Origin of the sequence: Sphingopyxis sp. (assembly GCF_035998905.1) — a bacterium.
Lineage (GTDB): Bacteria > Pseudomonadota > Alphaproteobacteria > Sphingomonadales > Sphingomonadaceae > Sphingopyxis.
Window position 1 is genome coordinate 1 of the sequence record NZ_DASYHG010000002.1, and the last position, 23,209, is coordinate 23,209.

25 protein-coding genes are annotated in these 23,209 nt (G+C 63.8%); 11 read left to right on the plus strand and 14 right to left on the minus strand.

Annotation, left to right across the window (positions count from 1 at the left end; translation table 11 throughout):
- Positions 1-128: 128 nt before the first annotated feature.
- From VGN62_RS00085 to VGN62_RS00105, 5 genes are read right to left on the minus strand one after another with little or no spacing between them, the layout of a single operon-like run.
- The gene (locus VGN62_RS00085) at positions 129-1,763 is read right to left on the minus strand and encodes a recombinase family protein (RefSeq protein WP_327449928.1); all 1,635 of its coding nucleotides are present in this window, start codon (positions 1,761-1,763) and stop codon (positions 129-131) included.
- Complete coding sequence (locus VGN62_RS00090; protein ID WP_327449930.1) at positions 1,763-2,194, minus strand: type II toxin-antitoxin system VapC family toxin; 432 nt, start codon at positions 2,192-2,194, stop codon at positions 1,763-1,765. Before VGN62_RS00090 ends, VGN62_RS00085 begins: the two co-directional genes overlap by 1 nt.
- Positions 2,191-2,463 carry a type II toxin-antitoxin system Phd/YefM family antitoxin gene (locus tag VGN62_RS00095; RefSeq protein ID WP_327449932.1) on the minus strand — a complete coding sequence of 91 codons (273 nt, stop codon included), beginning with the start codon at positions 2,461-2,463 and terminating at the stop codon, positions 2,191-2,193. Before VGN62_RS00095 ends, VGN62_RS00090 begins: the two co-directional genes overlap by 4 nt.
- 59 nt (positions 2,464-2,522) lie before the next feature.
- Positions 2,523-2,720, minus strand: a complete 198-nt coding sequence (locus VGN62_RS00100; RefSeq protein ID WP_327449934.1) for a hypothetical protein — start codon at positions 2,718-2,720, stop codon at positions 2,523-2,525.
- Positions 2,713-2,937: an AlpA family transcriptional regulator gene (locus VGN62_RS00105; protein WP_327449936.1), complete on the minus strand. Its 225-nt coding sequence runs from the start codon at positions 2,935-2,937 to the stop codon at positions 2,713-2,715. Before VGN62_RS00105 ends, VGN62_RS00100 begins: the two co-directional genes overlap by 8 nt.
- A gap of 429 nt (positions 2,938-3,366) precedes the next feature.
- On the opposite strand from VGN62_RS00105, the gene VGN62_RS00110 reads away from it, so the two are divergent.
- From VGN62_RS00110 to VGN62_RS00125, 4 genes are all read left to right on the plus strand, one after another.
- Positions 3,367-4,287: a HEPN domain-containing protein gene (locus VGN62_RS00110; RefSeq protein WP_327449938.1), complete on the plus strand. Its 921-nt coding sequence runs from the start codon at positions 3,367-3,369 to the stop codon at positions 4,285-4,287.
- Between the two features lie 221 nt (positions 4,288-4,508).
- Complete coding sequence (locus VGN62_RS00115) at positions 4,509-5,003, plus strand: hypothetical protein (RefSeq protein WP_327449940.1); 495 nt, start codon at positions 4,509-4,511, stop codon at positions 5,001-5,003.
- Positions 5,000-5,509, plus strand: a complete 510-nt coding sequence (locus VGN62_RS00120) for a sigma-70 family RNA polymerase sigma factor (protein ID WP_327449942.1) — start codon at positions 5,000-5,002, stop codon at positions 5,507-5,509. The genes VGN62_RS00115 and VGN62_RS00120 overlap by 4 nt, the downstream gene beginning before the upstream one ends.
- Positions 5,506-6,084, plus strand: a complete 579-nt coding sequence (locus VGN62_RS00125; protein WP_327449944.1) for an RNA polymerase sigma factor — start codon at positions 5,506-5,508, stop codon at positions 6,082-6,084. The genes VGN62_RS00120 and VGN62_RS00125 overlap by 4 nt, the downstream gene beginning before the upstream one ends.
- Before the next feature lie 33 nt (positions 6,085-6,117).
- Here VGN62_RS00125 and VGN62_RS00130 read toward each other — a convergent pair whose 3' ends face one another.
- Genes VGN62_RS00130 through traD form a run of 3 tightly spaced genes read right to left on the minus strand, consistent with a single transcriptional unit; the run spans position 6,118 to position 6,867 of the window.
- Positions 6,118-6,285, minus strand: a complete 168-nt coding sequence (locus tag VGN62_RS00130; RefSeq protein ID WP_327449946.1) for a hypothetical protein — start codon at positions 6,283-6,285, stop codon at positions 6,118-6,120.
- The gene (locus VGN62_RS00135; protein ID WP_327449948.1) at positions 6,282-6,539 is read right to left on the minus strand and encodes a conjugal transfer protein TraD; all 258 of its coding nucleotides are present in this window, start codon (positions 6,537-6,539) and stop codon (positions 6,282-6,284) included. The genes VGN62_RS00130 and VGN62_RS00135 overlap by 4 nt, the downstream gene beginning before the upstream one ends.
- Positions 6,540-6,561: 22 nt before the next feature.
- Positions 6,562-6,867: a conjugal transfer protein TraD gene (gene traD, locus VGN62_RS00140; RefSeq protein WP_327449950.1), complete on the minus strand. Its 306-nt coding sequence runs from the start codon at positions 6,865-6,867 to the stop codon at positions 6,562-6,564.
- A 172-nt stretch (positions 6,868-7,039) separates the two neighbouring features.
- Between traD and traA the strand changes: the two genes are divergently transcribed.
- Entirely contained in the window at positions 7,040-9,979 is a 2,940-nt protein-coding gene (traA, locus tag VGN62_RS00145; RefSeq protein WP_327449952.1) for a Ti-type conjugative transfer relaxase TraA, read from the plus strand.
- Positions 9,980-9,988: 9 nt separating this feature from the next.
- Positions 9,989-10,693, plus strand: a complete 705-nt coding sequence (locus tag VGN62_RS00150) for a DUF6118 family protein (RefSeq protein WP_327449954.1) — start codon at positions 9,989-9,991, stop codon at positions 10,691-10,693.
- On the opposite strand, the gene VGN62_RS00155 is transcribed toward VGN62_RS00150, so the two are convergent.
- The 5 genes from VGN62_RS00155 to VGN62_RS00175 form a co-directional block, all read right to left on the minus strand.
- Positions 10,681-10,944 carry a hypothetical protein gene (locus tag VGN62_RS00155; RefSeq protein WP_327449956.1) on the minus strand — a complete coding sequence of 88 codons (264 nt, stop codon included), beginning with the start codon at positions 10,942-10,944 and terminating at the stop codon, positions 10,681-10,683. The genes VGN62_RS00150 and VGN62_RS00155 overlap by 13 nt on opposite strands.
- A 76-nt stretch (positions 10,945-11,020) precedes the next feature.
- A complete protein-coding gene (locus tag VGN62_RS00160) occupies positions 11,021-11,347 on the minus strand; it encodes a hypothetical protein (protein ID WP_327449958.1) in 327 nt (108 codons plus the stop codon).
- A gap of 1 nt (position 11,348) precedes the next feature.
- A complete protein-coding gene (locus tag VGN62_RS00165) occupies positions 11,349-12,557 on the minus strand; it encodes a DUF4886 domain-containing protein (RefSeq protein WP_327449960.1) in 1,209 nt (402 codons plus the stop codon).
- 44 nt (positions 12,558-12,601) lie between these two features.
- Complete coding sequence (locus VGN62_RS00170) at positions 12,602-13,831, minus strand: glycoside hydrolase family 1 protein (RefSeq protein ID WP_327449962.1); 1,230 nt, start codon at positions 13,829-13,831, stop codon at positions 12,602-12,604.
- Positions 13,832-13,833: 2 nt separating this feature from the next.
- Positions 13,834-14,478 carry a TetR/AcrR family transcriptional regulator gene (locus VGN62_RS00175; RefSeq protein WP_327449964.1) on the minus strand — a complete coding sequence of 215 codons (645 nt, stop codon included), beginning with the start codon at positions 14,476-14,478 and terminating at the stop codon, positions 13,834-13,836.
- A gap of 234 nt (positions 14,479-14,712) precedes the next feature.
- Between VGN62_RS00175 and VGN62_RS00180 the strand changes: the two genes are divergently transcribed.
- From VGN62_RS00180 to VGN62_RS00200, 5 genes are read left to right on the plus strand one after another with little or no spacing between them, the layout of a single operon-like run.
- On the plus strand, positions 14,713-16,188 hold the full coding sequence (locus tag VGN62_RS00180; RefSeq protein ID WP_327449965.1) for an MFS transporter: 1,476 nt from the start codon (positions 14,713-14,715) through the stop codon (positions 16,186-16,188).
- Entirely contained in the window at positions 16,185-17,363 is a 1,179-nt protein-coding gene (locus VGN62_RS00185; protein WP_327449967.1) for a Gfo/Idh/MocA family oxidoreductase, read from the plus strand. Before VGN62_RS00180 ends, VGN62_RS00185 begins: the two co-directional genes overlap by 4 nt.
- Positions 17,360-18,268 carry an ROK family protein gene (locus VGN62_RS00190; RefSeq protein ID WP_327449969.1) on the plus strand — a complete coding sequence of 303 codons (909 nt, stop codon included), beginning with the start codon at positions 17,360-17,362 and terminating at the stop codon, positions 18,266-18,268. The genes VGN62_RS00185 and VGN62_RS00190 overlap by 4 nt, the downstream gene beginning before the upstream one ends.
- Positions 18,258-19,373, plus strand: coding sequence for a glycoside hydrolase family 130 protein (locus VGN62_RS00195; protein ID WP_327449971.1), 1,116 nt, complete (start codon positions 18,258-18,260; stop codon positions 19,371-19,373). Before VGN62_RS00190 ends, VGN62_RS00195 begins: the two co-directional genes overlap by 11 nt.
- On the plus strand, positions 19,370-20,176 hold the full coding sequence (locus VGN62_RS00200; protein WP_327449973.1) for a class I mannose-6-phosphate isomerase: 807 nt from the start codon (positions 19,370-19,372) through the stop codon (positions 20,174-20,176). The genes VGN62_RS00195 and VGN62_RS00200 overlap by 4 nt, the downstream gene beginning before the upstream one ends.
- Before the next feature lie 88 nt (positions 20,177-20,264).
- Here VGN62_RS00200 and VGN62_RS00205 read toward each other — a convergent pair whose 3' ends face one another.
- On the minus strand, positions 20,265-22,508 hold the full coding sequence (locus tag VGN62_RS00205; protein ID WP_327449975.1) for a TonB-dependent receptor: 2,244 nt from the start codon (positions 22,506-22,508) through the stop codon (positions 20,265-20,267).
- Positions 22,509-23,209 lie beyond the last annotated feature (701 nt).

Here is a 23,209-nt window from a genome sequence, read left to right on the forward strand (position 1 = left end):
CGGTGCTCTTGTGATTGCTGCTCCAGTTGCGTTTATGCAAAGGAAAGCGAAGGCAAGGGCGGCAAAAACGGCGCTCTAGCCGAAGTCCGCTCTCGACCGGTTGCGGACTCTCGGTTCTTATAACTTCGTCATTCCCGCGAACCCGGGCACACCTTTATTATAACTCGGTCTGCATCGGGCTCGGGGTTGTCGTTCACGAAGTCCAAAATGCCCATCAGCGAGCCGTGCAGCGTGGCATGAACCTCACCGCGCTTCTCGCCGGAGTGCAGCACGATCTTGCCGACGAGCGCGCGGATGTCGGCTGACGCATCGAGCTGAGCTTGTGGGTCGTTGAGCGTTTCCGTGAGCCGCGCGACCTTGCGCTTGTAGATTTCGGCGATGCCGGGATGGACGTCGGGAACGCGGGCGGGTGCTTCGGCGAGCCGCGCTGCGATTTCGGCTTTCTCGTGTTCGAGTTCGGCCATGCGCGCTTTCATGCTGGGCTGATAAAGCCCATCCTCGATCGCCGCCATGATGCCGGCAACAGCCTTGTCGATCTTTGCCAGCGCGCGGGCATCAACATCGGCCTGGATGCGTTGCTCCCGATTCTCGCGGTTGATATGCGCCGCATAGGCCGTAACCGCGGCGTCGATCTTGTCGGCCGACACGAGCCGCTCAGTGATACCGGCAAGCGCCCGGCGTTCCAGTTCCTCGCGCCGGATCGTCCGACTGTTGGAGCAGGTGCGGCTGCGATGATGACCGACGCAGCCGTAGCGATCACCGACGACGATCGCGAAGGTGCTGCCGCACTCGCCGCATTCGAGGAGGCCCGATAGCAGATAGGCCGGACGACGGAGCCCGTTGACGCTTCGAGCCTGGGCCGCTTCCTTCATGCCCTTGTAGCGTTCAGCAATCACTTCCTGCTGGCGCTTGGCCGCTTTCCATAGATCGTCGCTTATGATGCGCAGTTCGGGCACCGCCTTGCGTACCCACTCGGATTCGGGGTTGTGCCGCGTGACGTCCTTGCCGGTACTCGGGTCTTTGACTTTATGTTTGTGGTTCCAGACCCGGACGCCAACGTAGAGTTCATTGTTGACGATACCGATCCCCCGCCGCGCGTTCCCGCGGATGCTGGTATCGCGCCACGGCTTCCCGGAAGGTCCGGCGATCCCTTCGGCATTGAGATCGCTGGCAATGGCGATCGGACTTTTGCCAGCGGAAAATTCGCGGAAGATGCGCTCGACGATCAGCGCCTGCGCTGGATCGATCTCCCGCTCGCCTCGCACCAGCTCACCCTCGCTATTCAGGCGACGGACCATCCGGTAGCCATAGCCCACTGCCCCGGCGGAGAAGCCCTTCTCGACCCGCCCGCGCAGGCCCCGATGCGTCTTCTTGGCGAGGTCTTTGAGGAACAGCGCATTCATCGTTCCCTTGAGCCCGACATGAAGCTCGTTGATCTCGCCTTCGGCGAGCGTGACGAGCGGAACCCGGGCGAACTGGAGATACTTGTAGAGGGTCGCGACATCGGCCTGATCACGCGATATGCGGTCAAGCGCTTCGGCGAGCACGATATCGAACTGGCCGGACCGCGCATCGGCAAGCAGCTTCTGGATGCCCGGGCGCAGGATCACGCTCGCTCCCGAGATGGCGGCATCCTCATAGACGCCTTCGACGTGCCAGCCTTCGCGCGCCGCGCGCTCGCGGCCGAGGCTGAGCTGGTCGGCGATCGACGCAGCATTCTGCTGGTCAGACGAATAGCGGGCATAGAGTGCGGTGCGGATCATCATCGGTCTCCTTGCGACCACGGATTGAAAAGGCGAATGCCGGTCGCCTCGAAATCGGCGATGTTGCGCGTAACAAGCGTCAACTGATGCTGCTTCGCCGTCGCGGCGACGAAAGCATCCATCGCGCCGATCGGACGGCCTGCGGCTTGGGCCGCCGCAACGATCCGGCCCCACGCATCGGCTATCTCGGCATCGACGGGCATGAGCCGGCTATCAAACCGCGCGGGCAATTGTTGGGTCAGCCACAGGTCGAGCGCGGTCTTGCGCCGCCCCGCATCGAGGCGCTCGATCCCGTGGCGCAGCTCGGCGACCGACACGATGCTCAGATGAAGCTGCTCTTCGTCGATCGATGCGAGCCAGTCCATCACGCCGACATCGGGGCGCGGCTTCGCACCTTCGGATATGACGTTGGTATCGAGCAGGAAGCTCACAGCAAGGTCTCGCGCACGCCGCCCTTGAGCCGTTCGATCTCAAGACCGGAGCCGCGTAGCGGCGAGGCCAACAGGAAATCGGCAAAGCTGCCCATCATCTCGCGCCGCTGCGTCTTCTCCCAAAGCTCGGCGTCGATCACCACAACCGCGCTCTTGCCATTGCGGGTGATTGCCTGCGGCCCCTTGCGGCGCGCCTTGTCGATAACCTCGCTCAGCTTGGCCTTGGCCTGCGCGACGGTCCAGGTGTCGGACGGAACTTCAGCGTTCATAACTATATCTCTACTTGATATGGTTATGTTAGTCATAATAGTCATGACGTCAAGCGTGGCTATCGTTTTGGCCGCGCTTTGCCCGCTTCATTGTCATTCGCGGCGCGAAGCGCACGAATATGCTCGCGCGCGATATGGCGACCAATCGCCTCGGCGATGCGCGTCAACGCGGCATCGGTATCCGCCGCACGCAGCACGGGCGCATTGTCATTGGCCGGGACGATGCCCCGTTCGGACTCCGCATCATCCTCATGCATGGCTCGTCCCCGCGTCGTCGTCATTGTCCGCACGGTAGGCGGCGGGGTTGGCAATCCAGCGATCGATGGCGGACTCATGCCAACCGGCGCCGTGGACGCTGATCTTCTCTTGTCGCGGGAAAGTGCCTTCCGCGATCTTGCGGTAGATGGTCGAACGCGACAGCCCGGTGCGGTCGAGGACAGTCTTGAGGCGGACAATTCGTTCGGGAGCGGACACGGGGACTACCTCCAACATCTGGTGGTTGACGACGCCCCTTGCGAACAGACTTCGACGGTCGAAGCTCGCCGTTCAAGTGCTTCTTCGATGCCGCTCGGCGCAATCGAAGGATAGGATGCAAAGACAAGCGATAGCCCACAATAGCGCATAAACGGCAGCGCGCGGCGCCGAGAGGCAGGAATAGGAAAGCTTCGCGCACAATAGCATTGGTTCATACAGGTGGTACGAATGGACGATCGCTTTGCGGCACCGGTTCGAATCATGTCGCAGCCTCCAGCATTCGGTGGTCTGCCCGCCGCGAACCAGTCTGCGTCAGCCTGTCCGGCCCGCGCAACAGAGGAGGCATTGCTGTGCCGATCAGGGCACGTATCACCGCCGCGGTGCCGATAGCTCTTGCCAAGGACCAGAGATTGGCTGAAGATTCCAGCAATGCGCACCGACGTCGATTTTCTTCCTGCCGCGAAGCAGCGCGAACTTGAACGCGTCGTCGAAATCCTCTTCGACGAGTTCGGCCAGGCGACCGAGAATGCGACCGGACGCCGCAAGGGCGCGCGCATCCTCAAGATCGTTCTGTTCGGATCGCACGCGCGCGGCGATTGGGTCGATGCGCCGCTGTCGGCGAACCAGTATAAGTCCGACTATGATATTCTCGTTATCGTCAGCCAGAAGGAGCTAACCGACCGCGCTGCCTATTGGGCGAAGGCCGAGGAACGGTTGATCCGGGCCTATACAATCGAGAAGACGCTACGGACGCCGGTCAACTTCATTGTGCACTCGCTGCACGAGGTGAACGATGGCCTCGCGCATGGTCGCGTCTTCTTCATGGAAGTCGCGAAGGACGGGATTGCGATCTACGAAGCCGATGGGCGGGAACTGGCGACCCCCAAACCGAAGACCGCTGCGCAGGCGCTTGCGACCGCGAAAGAATACTTCGAGGACTATTATCCGGGTGCGGTCGTTTGGTTGAATACGTCGCGCGATCTGGCGAAGCAGAAGCGGCCCAAAGAGGCCGCCTTCTTACTCCATCAGGCCACGGAGCGCCTATACGCCGGTCTCCTGCTCACGTTGACCTTCTACACGCCCTATAACCACAACATCGCCTTCCTTCGTTCGCTGGCCGAGGGACTCGACCGGCGTCTTCACGGCATCTGGCCCGAGACCAATCGCAACGAGCGCGCGATGTTCCAGAAGCTGAAGGAAGCTTACACCAAGGCTCGCTACAGCAAGCATTACAAGATCAGCGAAGAAGAGTTGGCCTGGCTCGGCGCGCGCGTCGAGGAACTCGGCCGCGTCGTCCACGAGGTTTGCTCGGAGCGCATCGCCGAACTGGAAACCGCGACCCGCAAATAGGCGTGCGCGCCGGCAGCTTGCCGGGACTCCCGGATTCTGGCATGATCCCGCCCACGGGATGGAAAGACTGGCGGCCATCCCCGGGATAATCCTGCCAGGCATCATGTAGGTTCGGCCATCACGGTCGGGCAGTTGCTGTAGGCCGCTAAGGCGGCCCAGACAGCGAACACCGCTTGCACATCCGCGCGCCGACGCGCGGACCGCTGGTGTGTGAGCTGCAAATGACACCCCCGAAAACGAACGACGTCTACGCGCGCGAAGTCGTGATGGCGCGCGTTGGTCATCTGATCCGCCGCAAGCAGCAGGAGGTCGAGCGCATCACGCGCATACTGCGCGCCTGCTTCGATCCATCACAGGTGCAGGCACCCGAGCCGGGCGAGATCAGGCACATCTTCCTGATCGGCCCCTACGCGCGGAAGAATTGGTATGAAGACCGCGATACGATCAATTTTTCCGATTATGAGTACTGGATCGTCGTCAATCATCCGCTGTTCAAGGAAGCCGAATGCTGGACCCGCGCCCGCGATGTCCTCGACAGCGAGCTTGGCAATCGCTGCGCGGTCAGCCTCGAATTCTATTCCAAAGCCGACATCCGCGTCGCCAGGGCGGAGCGCGACACCTTCATCCTTGACCGCATCGAGGCGGGCATCACCCTCTATCGCGCGTCCCGCGATGCACCGCTGAACGAGCGGGAACGCAAAGGAGCGCGGCCATGAGCGCGCCTTACGAACAGCCCGCAACGTTCGAGGCCTTCTATCATAGCGAGTATCGGCGCTTGCTGAACAAGCTCCGGCGGCGGGTCGGCCCTGACGAGGCGCCCGATCTGGTGCAGGAGGTGTTCGCGCGATTTTTGCGCAGCGAGGCGCTGGGTCGCGTCGAAAATCCGGCCGCCTATCTGTCGCGGATCACCCGCAATCTGCTGATCGATCGCGCGCGCCGGAAACGGCGAGGAATACTGATATTCTTCCCATTCGACGATGAGCGCGACGCATCGTCTCGGCCCGATCAGGCATGGCGAATCGAAGCGGTCGATCTGTTCCGCCTCTACCGGCGAACCGTACGCGCCATGCCGTCCAAGACCCGGCGGGTCTTCTTGATGTGCCGGGTGAAGCGGATGCGCTACAGCGACATCGCGGCGGAACTCGGTATCGGGGTCACAACCGTCGAATATCACATGGTGCAAGCCCTCGCGCGGTGCCGCGCTGCGGTCGCGGCACAATGATAACAGGAACGCACGTCAGGCGCGAACCTGATGCCGCCACCCGCGAACAGGAGGGAGGTTCTGCGACGGCCTCCGCCCGATCGCCTCATGTCACATTCGAGGTCTTCTACCGGGCCGAGTATGCGCGGCTGCTTCGCTTTTTCCAGCGGAGGGTCGGACGCGATGATGCGCCAGACCTGACGCAGGAGGCTTTCATGCGCTTCTTTCGCAGCGGGGCGTTCGAGCGGATTGAATATCCCGAAGCTTATCTGGCGAGGATCGCACGCAACCTGTGGCTCAACCGGATACGTCAGCAGAAGCGGAGCGGGATTCTCTATCCGCTGGACGAGGCGTGCGACGCTCCCATACCGCCTGACCAGGAACGGCAGTTCGAAGCGATGGAATTGCGCCGCGCCTATCGGCGGGCGCTTCGTCCCCTGTCGCGAAAGACCCGGCGCGTGTTCCTGATGCACCGGCTGCGCGGCATGACATATCAGAATATCGCCGATGAGCTTGGCATCAGCAACAAGGCGGTCGAAAAGCGCATCGGTCGCGCATTGGCGCGATGTCGCAAGGTTGCCGCACGATACAGCTGAGCGCGCAACCCAACGAGTCGGTGTCATCACCGATCAGACGGTTGCGCTTTCATGTCGATCGAGGGCATCGGCGATCATCGCGGCGAGCGATTCCTCGGCGCGGATGCGCGCGACCGCATCCTTGCTATCGAGATCGCGCCGAATCCATTCCGGGGCACGCTCGATCACCCGTAGAATAATGTCTGTCAGTTCCCGCGTCATGGCGCGCCTATGGCTGGCGGGTCAGATTCGGGCAACGCCTCGGCCTCGAACGCGCGCTTCCCTCGTCGTTTCCACAGCGCGGCGGCGTGATCACCCTGATCGCTTCGCAGCTTGTCGGCCATCCAGAGGAACGCGCCATAGAGTGTGGCGCGATCATCGTCGGTGAGTTCGACCAGTTCGGCTTTGACGACGAGCCCGCCCAATTCGATGAGCATGTGCGTTCGTTCGCGCCGCTTGATTTGCCATTCGCGCATGTCGCCTCGTGCCTTTCGTGCTTCAACGCGATGCGGCGCCGCCGTCGAGCGGTAGAGTGCCCCCCGGCTGCTGTTCAGTTCGCGGCGCAGGCTTGCGCTCGTTGCCGCGAAAGAAGGCCGCTCCCGCCTTGTGCCAACCCTCCTTCACGCTGGCATCGTTGGTCGCTGCGGCAGCGAGCAGCGCACCAGCCAACAGATCGGCGTCGAGCGCATCGGCGCCGGTCGCGATAACGAGTTCGCCGAGTTGGCGAACGCGGCGTTCCTTGAGCAGCTTCGCCTTGTCGGCGAGCGCCTTTAGCTCCGAATCAAAATCGCGGGGTTTACGCATCGCAAGTCTCCATTGAGTGACGATACGATCATGATAGAAGAAGCGCGGCGCTGGCGCAGTAGTGTCACCGGGACAGCCTGACACTACCTGGTCCCTGCGAAGAATTTATTCGAGAAGGGCGCGCTTATACGTCGTGCCGACGTGCGCTTGGTGGCGTAGATGGATTGCCGTCATGGCAATTTTTCACTTCTCCGCGAAAGTCATCGGGCGCGCTGCCGGACGCAGCGCCGTCGCCGCTGCCGCCTATCGCGCAGGCGAGCGGCTGCACGACGAGCGGCTGGATCGCGACCATGATTTCCGCGCCAAGTCCGGCGTCGAGCATAGCGAGATCATGCTGCCCGAAGGTGCGCCCGAACGGTTCGGCGATCGCGCAACGCTGTGGAACGAGGTCGAGGGCTGCGAGAAGCGCAAGGACGCGCAGCTTGCTCGCGAGGTCGAATTTTCCATTCCGCGCGAGATGAGCAAGGTCGATGGCATCGAGCTTGCCCGCGATTTCGTCCAGTCCGAGTTTGTCGAACGCGGCATGATTGCGGATTTGAATGTGCATTGGGACATCGGCGCGGACGGCATGGCGAAGCCGCACGCCCATGTCATGCTCACCATGCGCGAAGTCAGCGAGGGCGGGTTCGCGCAAAAGGTCCGCGACTGGAACCGCACCGAACTTGTGGAGCAATGGCGCGAGCGTTGGGCCGATCACGTCAATGCCCGCCTTGCCGAACTCGACATAGATGTCCGCATAGATCACCGATCCTTGGAAGCGCAGGGCATCGGCCTTGAGCCGCAAGACAAGATCGGCCCCGCAGCATCGCGCATGGGCGAGCGGGGGCTTGAGTCCGAGCGGATCGAGGATCACCGCGCCGTCGCGCAGCGGAACGGCGAACGCATCATCGCGGAACCGCGCGTCGTGCTCGATGCGATCACCCATCATCAGGCGACGTTCACCAATCGCGATCTCGCGATGTTCCTCCACCGCCACACCGACGGGAAGGATCAATACGACCGGGCGATGAGCGCTGTTCGCGGTTCGCCCGACTTGATCGAACTCGGCAAGGACGGGCGCGGCGAAGATCGCTTCACCAGCCGCGATATGATCGACACCGAACAGCGGTTGCAGCGCGCTTCGGAATTGATGGCGGAGCGCGAACGTCATCGCGTCAGCGAGAGCGGCCGGGAGGGCGCGCTTCGCGCGGCGGCGGCGCACGGATTGGACCTATCGGGCGAGCAGCGCGCGGCGTTCGACCATGTGACCGAGGGCAGGGATTTGAGCGTCGTCGTCGGTTATGCCGGGACCGGCAAGAGCGCAATGCTGGGCGTGGCGCGGGAGGCATGGGAAGAGGCCGGGTTCAATGTGCGCGGCGTCGCGCTGTCGGGCATCGCTGCCGAAGGGCTGGAGAATGGCTCCGGCATAGCGTCGCGGACCATCGCCAGCATGGAGCATGGCTGGTCGCAGGGGCGCGATATGCTTACCGCCCGCGATGTTCTCGTCATCGACGAAGCTGGCATGGTCGGCACGCGCCAGATGGAACGCGTTCTGTCCCATGCCGCCGACGCCGGCGCCAAGGTCGTGCTCGTCGGCGACCCGCAGCAGTTGCAAGCGATTGAGGCGGGCGCGGCGTTCCGGGCGATCCACGAACGGCATGGCGGCGTCGAGATCACGGAGGTCCGCCGCCAGCATGAAGGCTGGCAGCAGGACGCTACCCGGCATCTTGCTACCGGCCGAACCGGCGAGGCGATCAACGCCTACGCCGAGCGCGGCATGGTTCACACCGCCGAGACGCGCGAACAGGCACGCACCGAGCTTGTCGAGCGGTGGGATCGCGACCGGCAAGCGAACCCAGACGCCAGCCGGATCATTCTCACCCATACCAATGACGAGGTGCGCGAACTCAACGACACCGCCCGCGACCGGATGCGCGCGGCGGGCGAACTGGGCGACGATGTTCGCATGAAGGTCGAGCGCGGCGAACGGGATTTTGCATCGGGCGACCGCATCATGTTCCTGCGTAATGAGCGCGGCCTTGAAGTGAAGAACGGCACGCTGGGCACCGTCGAACAGGTCAATCAGCAGGGCATGACCGTCCGCACCGATGACGGCCGCAGCGTCGCTTTCGACACGAAGGATTATCGCGACTTCGATCACGGCTATGCCGCCACGATCCACAAGGCGCAGGGCATGACGGTGGACCGTGGCCATGTGCTGGCGACACCCGGCATGGACCGTCATAGCAGCTATGTCGGCATGACCCGCCACCGCGACGGCTTGGCCCTTCACTATGGCCGCGACGACTTCAAGGACGATGCCCAGCTTGCCCGCACCCTGTCCCGCGAGCGCGCGAAAGACATGGCGAGCGATTATGCCCGCGTCGATCCGGCCAAGGAGTTCGCCGAGCGGCGCGGCATTGGCGAACGCATCGCGGACATCGCCCGCGCGGGTGCAGAGAAGGCGCGCGGGATCTTCGACGGCTTGCGCCTCTCGCTGCCCGGTCAGCCGCGTGAGCAGGGTATGTTCGCGGGCTTCCGTCCGCCAGAACGGACGCGCGAACAGGCGCAGACCCAGCCCTCCCATGCCACCGGCCAGCGCCGCGCCGTCGAACGCTATGCCCGTGCTGTCGATGACATCGCGCGGATGCGCGATCAGGGCTTGCCGGTGCTGCCTCACCAGCACGACGCCCTGAACAGGGCAGGAGAGGCATTGGACGCGATCCGGCCTCACGCATCCACCGACTTGCAGAACGCCCTCCAGCGCCAGCCGGAGCTTATTCGCGAGGCCGCGGCGGGGCGTAGCCAGGCCGCGGTGCAGGCGATGAACAAGGAAGCGGAACTGCGTGCCGATCCGTTCCAGCGCGCCGACCGCTTTGTCGAGGGCTGGAAGCAGCTCCGGCAGGCGCACGACGACTTGCGCCGCGACGGCGATTTCCGGGGCGCGAAGCGCGTCGGGCAGGAAATGGCGGGCATGGCGAAAAGCCTTGAACGCGACGCGCAGGTCGAATCGCTGCTGCGCGGACGCACTCGGGAATTGGGCATCGATGCGGCGATGGGCCGCAGCGTGGCGCGCGATCTCGCGGACTCGGTGCCGTTCGATCACGGACGCAACCTTGGCATGAGCCGATAGGAGGACGATATGACCGACGACAGACAGCTACCCCGATTGCCCTATGATGAGCCAGACCCCGATCCGGCGACGCGGGCGTTCACTCGCCTCGAAGGCGAAATGGCGATGATGCGCCGCGCGGTTGAGCATCTGGCAACCGAGAAGGCCGAAATCGACATTCCCGATTACAGCAAGACGCTGGGTGAGATGGCGAACCGGCTTGTCTCCATCGAGCGCAAGCCAGCCATGCAGATGACCCCGGAGGACTTCGAGGCGCGGATCGCCGCAGCGGCCACGGAGGCGCGGCGCGAAGATCAGGCAACACTTGCCCAAGCGAAGCGGGAGCATGGCGAGGCCGTCCGCGACTTGCGGGCGATCACAGGAACGGCCATCGCCATTGGTGAGCAGAATCGCCGCCGATGGTGGTGGGGCGGTGGCGGCTTGCTTGCCGGATGCCTCCTGTGGTCTGTGCTTCCCGGCTTTGTCGCACGCATCCTCCCGACAAGCTGGCACTTGCCGGAACGCATCGCCGCGCGCACCGTTCGCGAACCGACCTTGTGGGAAGCGGGAACCCGGATCATGCGCGCCGATAGTCCGGCGGCGTGGCAGTCCATTGCCGAGGCTGCCGAGATGCGCCGTGACAATCGTGAGGAGATCGACGCTTGCCTGCAGCGCGCCGCCAAGACAAAGCAGCCGGTGCGATGCACGATCAGGATCAGGTATCACCAACCTTGAGCGTAGCAGGCGCGGCAAGCCCGCGAAGCCGACCGACCGTTTCGGCGCTTGCTTGATAGCGCGCGGCCAGTCGACTTCGCTAAGCGCCATGAAATCAAGTCGGTGTCGATCCAGTCCACGCTCGCAGGTGGTGCGCCCTGGTTGGCGCGCGTATTGAGACCCGAGCCGATCAAGATCATAAATTCATCCGGATGATCGGCGATGAATTGCCGAACGATCCAATCGAACCAGAGGGTGCGGGCGATCGACACCGAAGCGTTTCTGTCGTTCGGATATGCTCGGGGTCGAACCCCCGCGTCCACGGAGAGGGCGCAGTCGCGTATTGGTTTACAGTCTCCATTCCAACTCGATTCCGCCTTGTCGCGACCGTTCGACTGGTGAATACCAGTTGCCGTCGTTGCCATAGGTGAAGTTTCGGAAGGCCAGGCCGGAATGGCGGCGGACATCGATCAAGTTCTCGACGAACAACCTTGCCGATCGCATCCAGCCCACCACGCCAGAGCCCTTGTTGCACGCCGATCCACAGGCCAACCCGGCGTGTCCGGGCAATCGGGGGAAAATCACATCGGAATATTGGCTGGAGCTTCGGCGAAGCCGGTCGCCAAGCACGCCGAAGGAGAGCAGGGCGCCAGGGCCGGCTTCGGCGGCGGCCAAATCAGCCCCCCTTCGCCGCCCGCAATGCCATTTCCGCTCGCTCGAGGTCGTCGGGACCGATCATTCCGCCCGATAGCGGCTGCAACTGACGCAGACTGAGCGATTTGAACTGCTCATATGACGGGTGATTGAAGAGACGGGGAATAATCCGCGCCAGCGCGGCGCGCGCCGAAGGGTCGTCGGCGATTTCCTCAATGGGCGTATCTGCATCAAGACGATGTCCTCCGGACCCCGCGGCCGTTTCGCCCGTCACGGGACAAACCGCTTCGGCGCAGCCTGCGAGTTCATCGCGGGCGACCTTCTGGAGTGCGACGGCGGTCAGCGGGCTCAATCCGAGTTCATCCGCCGCCCGCTCCGCCGGCCCCAGCGTTGTCGGGTCGATCCCGGTGATCCGACCGAATACCACCAGAGCCTCCAGATAGGACCCCGCAATGCTGGCATGGTAATGATCATAGGCCCAGAGATCGACCCGCTCGGCCGCAACGCCGTCATAGGGATTGGGATCGGCCACGTCTGCGGCCATGGCGCGGTTCCAGGCTTCTCCTACTGGCAGAACGCCCGAAATACCGGGGGTCTGAGCCGCAGCCCGGTCAGCAGCCTCCCGGAGATCGGTCGCCATGGCGGATACGGGCCGTCCATACCAATGCCCTTTGGGGTCATAGGTTTGATCCGCGCGCGTCCAGGTCGCCATGAGTTCGATCTGGACATTTGCGTTGCGTTTTCGAAGCCAGGAGGAGAGGCGCGCGACATCGCGAAGATAGGCCGTGGAATCGCCGGGACGCTCTGGATCGAGAGTGCTGTATTCCTGCAGAACCACCACGTCCCAGGATCGATCGAACAGGTTCCGGCGCTCGTCGTAATGAAATTTCAGGCTCTTGCCGCCCTGCGTTTCCAGGCTGACCGCGTAATCAAGACCGGCTTGGTCGGCAAAGGCCTTGAACAGCGCGGGGACTCCGCCATAGCCCGCGCCATTGAGATCGGTAACGGTGTCCGCTCCCCAATTTCGCGCGGCCGAGCGCGCGCCCTGGGTAAAGCTGTTGCCGATGAACAGGATGTTGCGCGGTGCGTCCTTCCGTATCGGCGCAACCGCATCGGGAGCGCGGTTTGCGGGCGCCGTTGCGGGAACCGATGCCGGCTCGTGTGCGATCGCTGGCGGTGCGGCCGCTCCAAGCAGCAGCGCCGCGATCCAGCGGCATGGACGATGTCTCATTTCAGATCTCCCTGGCCGGGCACCGGCATTCGCCCGCTCCGCAATCAGATCATTCCCGAGCGCGCGATGCGACCAAGGTGATGGGCGCTCGGCTTTGGCGTGCGGGCGAAAGTCGAATAGTCAACATGGACGAGCCCGAATCGCTCGCCGTAACCGCGCGTCCATTCGAAATTGTCGAGCAGCGACCAGCAGATATAGCTACGGACATCGATATCGTCCGCCAGACAGGCGCGCACCTCGTCGAGCGCCGCATCGAAATAAGCGACCCGTCGTTCATCGTCGTTCGTGCAGATGCCGCTTTCGGTAACATAGATCGGTCTTCCGATATGTTCGTGCGCAAAGCGGATCGTCCCGCCCAACGCCTGCGGGAAATATTCATAGCCCGCGCCGGTCAGTTCGGCGCCAGGCGGCGGCGGGAGTTGTCCATCCGCACCGGCGAGAATGCGCGTATATGTCTGAACGCCGATGAAATCACTGGACCGCGCGACGTCGAGCCAAGGGCCGTACAAGGCATCGACCATCGATTCGACGAACGCGGACTCCCCCTGCACGTCCTGCATCGTCAGGGTCAGCCCGACCGGGAAATTCCCCGGCCCTGCCTTCATGGCCGCGCACGCCTTGGCATGCGCATCGAGCAAGGCCTCCTCGGTGGCACCGACGGGAGCGAAGAGCAGCGAGGAGAAGTGGTCCGAGCCCGTGGCTTTCGCGCAGGCGGCCAGCATCGCCTCGACGTTGCTTGCGCCCCCCGGCCGGCGCAGGATCTGCGCGACAAGCCGTTGGATATTCGCTTCGTTGAACGTCGAGGCATAGGCGATCAGATCGCCGCAGTGGCGGGTCACCCGATCGGCGAACCGCGCGAAATAGTCCGAACTGTCGTCAACCTCGAATCCGCCGCGCGCCGCGAACCATCTCGGCACGGAAAAATGATTGAACGTCACCATCGGATCGAGACCATGGGCATGGCAGGTCTCGAGCACACGCCGATAATGATCGAGCGCCGCCGTCGAAAATTGCCCCTGTTCCGGTTCGATACGTGCCCATTCAATGCCGAAGCGATGGCAGTTGAAGCCCAGATCGGACGCGATTCCGATATCTTCCGCATAGCGGTTCAAACTGTCGCACGCATCGCGCGACGGCTCGGCGAACAAGGATGGAGTCACCTGCTCGCAAAGCCAGATGTCGGATGCGACATTATTGCCCTCGCTTTGATGGGCGGAGATGGCAGTTCCCCAGAGGAAACCATCGGGCACGGGAGTGTTTCGGATAGTAGGCAAGGCTATTTTTCTTCCATAGACTGAGCGAGTTCCGGATAGAATTGGCGCATCATCTGGGACAGCAGCCTCAGTGAACGATGGACACCGTCGCGGTCGTCCATGCAGGTCGCCTGCACCGCGAGACCGCGCACGGCGGCCACATAAAGTTCGTGCAGCGCCGCGCCGTCAGGATGCGAAACAAGACCGGCCGCCTTGACGCGTTCCGCACTCCATTGATGGGCTTGCCGGGCGATCTGCTTCTGCAGCACGCGAAGTTGCTCGGCCAGTTCGGGAATTGACCGGGACGCCAGCATGATCTCCGTGACGGCGGTCCCCGATGGACGGCTGATTACGCTCCACATCAATTCGGGCATCTCGGCCAACCAGCGACGGGGATCGCTGTCCACGATAGAGCGTTCGTAAAGGTCCGCATCATTGTCGAACACCCATTGAACGACCGCCAGCATCAGATCGGTCTTGACCGGGAACTGGTGCGTGACGGCTCCGCGGCTGACGCCGGCCTCGTCGGCAACGGTGGTAATTGTGGTCGCGCTGTATCCGGCCTTGTCGAGACAGGAGATGGCGGCCTGAATGATCCGGCCACGGGTATCGGCAGTGCGTTCGGCTTGCGAGCGCCGCGGACGACGGGTTGGGGCTGCTTCTGTCATGTTCGCCTGCCTACGCGACTTTATCGGTCGCTCCAAACATCAGGGACACTGGCGTGCGAACCGCGAAGATCATTCTCTTGACACTCCACCAGCCGCGCTCGACCGTTGCCAGCCTGTCTACCGAATTCTCATAGCTGAAAATTACAAAACGTCTATACGGTTTGTTGTTATGCCTTGTCGCCCATGCTAGTGAAGATGCAGGCATCGCCGGAAATGGCAACGGAAGGATGGAGGATGACACACGGAATCGGGGCGATGGAGGCGCGCGCGGCGCCACTCCCCTTCCGCCACAAGCTGGGCTACGCCAGCGGCCAGGTTCTGGACACGGTCGTCCAGCAGTCGCTGGGAATCTTCCTGCTCTTTTACGTCACCAGCGTATGCGGCCTGCCGGGCGCGCTCGCCGGCTTCGCGCTCGCTGCCGGACTCATCGTGGACGCCATCCTCGATCCGATCATCGGCAGCGTATCGGACGGATGGCGCTCGCGCATGGGACGGCGTCTGCCGTTCATGGCATTGGCCTTGCCGCTGGTGACCACTCTCTTCGTCCTGATCTTTTCGCTGCCGCAGGGATTGGAAACGACGGCGCTGTTCCTGTGGCTGACGCTCCTGTCGATCGGCCTGCGGGTGTCGCTGTCCCTGTTCATCTTGCCCTATCAAGCGGTCGGGGCCGAGATTTCGGAGGATCATGACGAACGCTCGTCAATCATGACGTGGCGCTGGGGCATCGGGATGATCGGCGCGGTAGCTGCAGTTCTGCTGGGCTTCGGCGTCTTTTTCGCCGGCACCAACGGCCTGTCGGATCGATCGGCCTACACCCCCTTTGCACTCTCGCTGGCCCTTCTGGTCGTCCTCTGCTCTCTCGTCGCGATGCGCGTCGTTCGTGTCACCCTGCCCCGGCAACATGCGCCGGCTGCGGCGGGGGCAGGTCTTCATGCCCGGCTGTTCTCGGAACTGGGCGAAGTGCTGCGCAACCGATCCTTTCGTATCCTGTTCGTCGGCGCGGTCCTGTTCTTCACGGCGCTCGGCACGCATATGGCGCTGGGACTTCATGCGAACAGCTATTTCTGGCACCTGACGCCGGACCAGATACAGAGCGTCACGCTTGCGGTCTTTGTCGGAATGGTGATGGGCGCACCCCTCGCGGGACCGATGCTGAAGCGGATGGAAAAGCGCAGCGTGTTGCTCATCGGGATCGCTGGCATGGGCCTTTCTCATGCCGGTCCCGCTGCCTTCCGCCTGCTCGGCCTCCTGCCGCTGGAAGGCGCGCCACTGGCCGTCCTGCTTTCGGCCATAGTCTTTTCGGGCGGCGTTCTGATGGCGGCCGCCGCGATCGCCTTCAGCGCGATGATGGCCGACGCGGCAGACGAGCATGAATATCTTTTCGATGCCAGGCGCGAAGGGCTCTATTTCGCTGGCTGGTCCTTCGCCAGCAAGGCGGCAACGGGCCTGGGGGCGCTGCTGGCCGGGCTCATATTGCAGCTTGCGGCACTTCCCGCCGCGACCGACCCGGCGAATTTCGCGGCCGTCCCCGATCATAGCGCGCGCCTCCTCGCGCTCTTCTATGGGCCAGGCGCCGGGCTGCTGTATGCCGCGGCGGTGTTCGTCATCGCACGCTACACGCTCGACAGCAAACGCCACGCGGCGATTTTGGGCGTGCTGAATGAACGCCGCGCGCATCCCGACCGCCGCGACGGGGCGTCGGTGGCATGAGTGGTCCGGTCGGAATCGGGGTGATCGGCTGCGGCATGGTGAGCCATGCCTATCTTGGCACAATCTGCCGTGCGCCATCGCTCGCCCTGCGCGCGCTGGCAAGCCGGACGGGCGATTCGGCCGAAGCGCAGGCGATGCGATATGGCGGCACGGCCATGAGCATCGACGCGCTGATCGCGAACCCGGATATCGCGATCATCGTCAACCTGGCGCCGCCTGCGGTACATCATTCGATCGGCCGCGCCGCGCTCGATGCCGGCAAACATCTCTACACGGAAAAGCCGATGGCGACGAGCCTGGCGGAAGCCGACGAGCTATTGGCGCTGGCGGAGGCGAAAGGACTTTATATCGGCGCGGCGCCCGACACTTTTCTGGGGGCGGGCCATCAGGCCGTGCGCCGTCTGATCGACGAAGGAGTCATCGGCCGCGTGACTGGCGGCGCCGCCGCGTTCGGGACGCCGGGCATGGAGGGCTGGCATCCGAACCCTTCGCCCTTCTATGCACGCGGCGGAGGGCCACTGCTCGATATCGGGCCTTATTACGTGACCCAGCTCGTCAATATCCTCGGGCCGGTAAAGGAGGTGACGGCCATCGCCACCAGACCGAGATCGCGCCGCACCGCGACGGCACCGGGACAGGCAGGGGAGACGATCGACGTCGAGGTGCCGACGACCGTCAACGGAGCCCTGTTGTTCGAACAAGGGGCGAATGTTTCGCTGTCGCTGTCGTGGGACGTGCCGAACCATGGCCGCGCGCCGATCGAGCTCTATGGCCACGAGGGCAGCCTTGTCGCGCCCGATCCCAATGGCTTCGATGGGGCAATGAAGACAACGGCACGCGGCGGCGGCTGGATCAGCACCGGCGAGATCGGGCCCGCGCGTCGCATGGACATGTCCGCGCTCGCCGCCGCGGTCGCAGCGCTGTCGGGCGGCGTCGATCCGGTGACTGGGGGACCGGTCGATGCGCAAACCGCTCTGCGCTTCGGCGACCAGCGCGGCCTCGGGCTGATCGACCTGTCCGATGCCATCCTGACAGGCCGCGAGCCACGCGCGAGCGGCCGACTGGCGCGCCACGTCCTGGAGGTTTTGCTGGGACTCGACCGATCGGCCCGCGAAGGCCGCATCGTGACCATCGGCTCGCGCGTCGGGCGTCCGGCGCCGGTAGCCCCGGCATGACCGAAAACCTGTTCCTCGGCATCGAAACCGGCGGCACCAAGATCCTTGCGAAACTGGAGGGTAAGGAGGGGATTGTCGCGACGGGCCGCTGGCCCACCACCACCGCCGACGACGCCCTGGAATCCATTCTCGACTGGATTGCCGCCAACCTGCCCGCGGGCGCCCAGCTGGCAGCGGCGGGGGTGGCGGCCTTCGGGCCGCTGATCATCGACCCGATGGCCCTCGACTATGGATTGCAGTTGGCAACGCCCAAGCCGGGCTGGGCTGGATCCAATCTGCGATCCACCCTGGCCGCGCGGCTCTCGGTTCCTGTCCGGGTCGACACCGACGTGAACGCTGCCGCCCGCGCGGAGCTGGTTCGCGGCGCCGAAACCGGGATCACCAGTCTGGCCTATCTGACGATCGGAACTGGAATCGGTGCGGGGCTCGCGAACCGCGACGGCACGCTCTCGGGTGCCCTGCATCCCGAACTGGGCCATCTGCGGTTGGTCCGCGCGCCGGGTGATACCATGCAAAGCGCCTGCCCCTTTCACGCCGATTGTGCCGAAGGACTGGCGGCCGGCCCCGCACTGAAGTGCCGCCTGACCGCTGGCGAGACGCTCGAAACGCGCCCGGACCTCCGCTCCCTCACCGCCAGCTACATCGCCCAGCTCTGCGCGGCCATGGTGCTGGCCTGGTCGCCGCACCGGATCGTGATCGGGGGCGGGGTCGGAACCGCTCCGGGCCTGCTCGCCGAGGTTCGCACGGCCTTCACCGCCGAACTCGGCGACTATGGTGTCGGCCCCGCAGCCCATGCGCCTGACTTTCTCTCGCCTCCCGCCTTTGCCGACGCCGGGATTGAGGGCGCCCTGCTGATGGCGCGCGACGCGTTTCAACCCAATAAGGACAAGAGCAATGACAGATGATAGCGGCATATTGCCCGGCTGGGCGATCGGTCCCTTCACCAACCCTCGCCGCATATTCGACGAGCCTGCCCAAGCGACCGTTCGCTGCGCGATCAGCGGCGAACGGATCGCCTGGGCCGAAAAGGACGTCTTCAATCCCGGCGCGGTCGTTCACGACGGCAAGATCTGCCTGCTGGTCCGGGGAGAAGACCGGGTCGGCCGCTACGCGGGCACATCGCGAATAGGCCTCGCCATCAGCGAAAACGGCACCGACTTCCATCTCGAACCAGAGCCCGTCCTCGCGCCCGGTAACGATCGCTGGCAGGCGTGGGAATGGCCCGGCGGCCTTGAGGATCCGCGCGTCGTTGAATCGCCGGATGGCGGCTATGTCTGCACCTACACGGCTTTTGACGGCAAGGCCGGCTGTCTGTTCGTGGCGACGTCGCCCGATCTTCGGCAATGGACCAAATATGGCCCGGCCTTTGCCGGATCGCCCTATGTTCGCCGGGCGACCAAGGCCGGGGCTGTCATTACCGAACTGCGCGACGGGCGCCTCGTCGCCGCGCGGATCGATGGCCGTTTCTGGATGTATTGGGGCGAGGGTGCAATTTTCGCGGCGACATCCGATGACCTGATCCGCTGGACGCCGGTCGAAGCTGAATCCGCCCCGGATCGCTATTTGACCTGGGACCCGGCGCACGAAGGACCGATGGGCCATTGGCAATCCGACCGGGTCGCCGGTCTGCGGGGCCTGCACCCGATCGCCGCGCCGCGCCGTCATCGCTTCGATTCGCTTCTGGTCGAACCCGGTCCGCCCGCGGTTCTGACCAACCGGGGAATCGTCCTGATCTACAACGGCGTTAACCACCATGAAGCCGGCGTCGCGGACGCACCGCCTTTCGCCTATCAGCCTGGCCAGCTGCTGCTCGATACCTGCGACCCGACCGCAGTCACGGGACGGCTGGAACGCCCGTTCCTGTCGATCGACCCCGCCGAGGCGACCGGACAGGTCGGCAACGTCATCTTTGCCCAGGGTTTGGTGGCCTTCGCCAGCCGCTGGTGGCTCTATACGGGGCTCGCCGATTCGCGGCTGGGGGTCGCTACGGCGGCGATCCGTCACCCATGATCGCCCGTTTCCGGTCGACGCGAGTGGAAAAGCCATGGGGCGTTTGTAGCCTGCCGCCGCCCTTTGGCGTGGCGGACGCAGATCGCGTCGGGGAAATCTGGCTCGACCGACCGGACGCGCCCGGCTGGCCGCTGCTCATCAAATATCTCTTCACCAGTGCAAGGCTGTCGATCCAGGTTCATCCCGACGACGATCAGGCCTGCGCGCGCGGACTGGCGCGCGGCAAGGAGGAATGCTGGTACATCCTCGACGCGCTTCCCGGCGCGACGCTGGGGCTGGGCACGCGCCATCCGCTGACCGCTCTTGAACTGCGCGAGGCCGCCCGTTCGGGCGCGCTGGAGGCGTTGGTGCAGTGGCATCCGGTGTCGGCGGGGATGTTCGTCCACGTTCCGCCGGGCACCGTGCATGCGATCGGCGCGGGAATATCGCTGATCGAAGTGCAGCAGAACTCCGACGTGACCTATCGGCTGTACGATTATGGTCGCCCGCGCGCGCTTCATCTCGACGACGGAGCCGCCGTCGCGCGTGCCGCGCCCTACCCTGTCGAGACGATCCGGACGGTCGATCCCGGCCGCAGCGCCCTGCTTCTCGATGGTCCGCACTTTTGTGTCGCCCATCTGACCATGGGGAATCTGCAACCCCTGGATGGCGCGGAGGACGACGTGGCGATCGTACCGATCGAGGGGGCGTTCGTCTCGGGATGCATCTCCATCGGTCCCGGCGAAGCTCTGGCAATGCCGGCGCAGGCGGTTCGCGAAGCGCAGCAGTCCGGTCGATTCCTGGCCTGCTGGGCGAAAGTCTGAAACGACCCTGCGTCCGGTAGGCAACGACCGCGACATCGGCGATCCGGCGCGGCACGCAAAGAGCATGCCGCGCCGGACGCAAGCAGCCTCAGAAGCGCGCGTCGACCGACAGGCCGATCACGCGGCGGGATTCGGGACCAGAGACCTGCGAGAAGGACAATGGGTCGAGTTGCTGTTCCGCCGTCGGCGTCCCGAACCGGAAGACGGGCCGATAGACGTCGAAGATATTGCGCGCAAAGATCGACGCGCCATATCGCCCGTCACCGAAGCGAACGCCGATCCGTCCGCCGAAGATCGCCGCCGGATCGCTGGTAGCAAGCGGGCTGTAAGCCGCGTCGAAGTTGATGCGCGAGGTATAGACCACATCGATCTGGCCGAACGCCTCGGCCGATCCGCCGATGCTGGTGGTATATTCGGCGAAGCCGGTGGCCTTCCACTTCGGCGCGCCGACCAGGCGATTACCGCCCGCGTCGTCGACCTGGCTGCCGCCGACGGTCTCGCAGCCCTGTGCCGCGGTCTGAGCCTGCGCGCAGGCGACCAGATAACCATCGCCGTAACGGGCATCATTGTACAGCAGCCCCAGATTGAGGGTGAGCCCGCGGGCCGGCCGGCCGAGGAAATTGACCGACACGCCTTTGCTTGTCAGCTTCGGTGCGTTGCCGAACACGAAGCCGCCGATGTCGGGGTCGAAGAATTGGGCCTGGAAGTTGCTGACACGGTTATGGAAGCCGGCGATGCTCGCGGTCAGGCGACGATCGAACAGATCGGCCTTGAGGCCGATTTCGCTTGCATGGGGAACCTCGGGCGCCACGGTGAGCGGCACCCGGCCCGACCCCGTCTGGTCGTTGACCGAAGGCCCCTTATAACCCCGGGTATAGGTCGCATAGGCCATGACATCGGGGGTCAGGTCATATTGCGCGCCGACCTTGTACGAAAAATAGCTGTCGCTCACCTGCCCATAGATCGGCGCGATACCGATGATCGGCGCGACAGAACCGGGCGCGAGCCTGCCGATCGTGCGCGCGCTGATCGATTCCTTTCCGATCCGGGCGCCGGCGAGCAGACGGAACGCCGGCGACAGGTGCGCGGTGATGTTCGCGAAACCGGCCACGCTGGTCGTGCTCGCCTGCGTTTCCTGTATCTGCCCCAGGATGAACGGAAGGCCCATATCGGCCCGGACCGGGCCATATTGCGAGTTTGTCGAGGACAGCTCGCTGTCGAAATAATAGAAGCCCAGCAGATAATCGATCATGCCGCCGGTTGGCGAGGCCAGACGCACTTCCTGGCTAAAATTGCGGATGTCACGCGGCGAACTGTTGACGTTGAGCCGGTCCACCGGCACGCTGTCGGCGTCGCTGCCGGGATTGTCCGATTTATACGCGCGATAGGCGCTGATCGAGGTCAGGGTCAGATCGCCGATCCGGGCATCGACCTGCCCCGAAAAGCCATAGCTTTTGGCGGTCGTGCGGTTCCCGCCATCGATGCAGCCCTGCTGGTTTTCCTCGCCGATCGTCACACCGCACGCCTCGAGCCGCTGCGTCAACAGGCTGCCGGGGGTCGAATGATAAACCGTCCATTGCGCGCCGTCGCCGCGCCGGTAACGGCTATAGTCGCCGATCAGGTTGAAGGTCAGCTCATCGGTCGGCTCCCACAGGAAACGACCGCGCACGCTCTTGCCGATCACGCGGTTCCAGCTATCGTCGAAGCGGTTGTACTCGGTCCGCGGCGAACGGTTGAGCGAACCGGAAACGCGCAGCGCGGCGTTGCTCGCGATCGGGATGTTAAGGACCGCACGCGCGATATAATTGTCGCGGGTCGCGACATCGGCATGGGCGATCACCTCCCAGCGGCTGGGGTCGGGCGCATTGGTTGTGATATTGACGACGCCTGCGGAAGAATTGCGACCGAAGAGCGTTCCCTGCGGCCCTTCCAGCACCTCGACGCGGGCGATATCGAATAGTTGCGGCGGATTGGCGTTGGCGAGCGCCACGCCATCGATGACGAGTCCGACCGAGCCTTCGGCCGAGCGCGCGAAAGAGGTCGATCCGATCCCGCGAATGTTGAGCGAGCCAAAGGGGCCGGCCGAATTCAGCGCTGGCGCACTGCGCGTCAGATCGGTCACGTCATTGATATTCTGTTTGACGATCTGGTCGCCGCTGATGACCGACACGCTAAGCGGCACATCCTGCAAACGCTCTTCGCGCTTGTTCGCGGTAACCACGATTTCGTTGCCTGCATCGCTGGCACCGGCCAAGTCCTGGGCAGACGCCGGAGCGACACCCAGCAGCGCAGTGGTGACAAGCAGGGTCATGCGGTTTGATGGCTGCTTCATCGACTCAATCCTCCCATAACGGCGCCTGATGCTCCCCAGTGCACTCCTCGAAGAAATTTTACAAGACGTATGTTCTTTTTGTTTATTATATTCCACCAACCATCGACAGACATCCCTATGTTCGATCTCGCGAATGACGATCGTATCGACGACACCGAACGCGCGCTCGGCCGCAACATGAATGCCATGCAAGAAGCATCGCCCGGAAGAGATTATCGGCAAGTTGCGTGAAGCGGAGGTTGTGCTGGCGCAGGGTGCGACGACGGAGGAAGCGTGGCGGCCGTCACCCGCGGCCTCGAAAATCGACGTGCGGGGTTTTCCCGTTTGTCGCTTCGCCTGCGCTCATGCGCGATGACGCCGTTCGACCTCGCATCGTCGCGGGGTGCAAGACGGGGTCACCTCGCCGCACGCAAACCGATCAAAGCTTCACTGCCCTGATCCAGCCCTGCTTTACCATCGGCAAGTTGCGGAAATCTCGACAACCCCGAAAATGTGAGTTCAAGATCTTCTCCGATTATTGACCTACACCGAGATTTTGAGCGAGTTATAACAAAGGTGTCCCCGCGAAAGCGGGAACCCAGTGTGGAGTAAGCCCACGCGCGCTCTGGGTCCCCGCTTTCGCGGGGATGACGAAAGTGGAGAACATCCGCTCCTCACCCCAAAGCCACCCTCCGTCGTCCGACGAACTAACCCTTCGTATC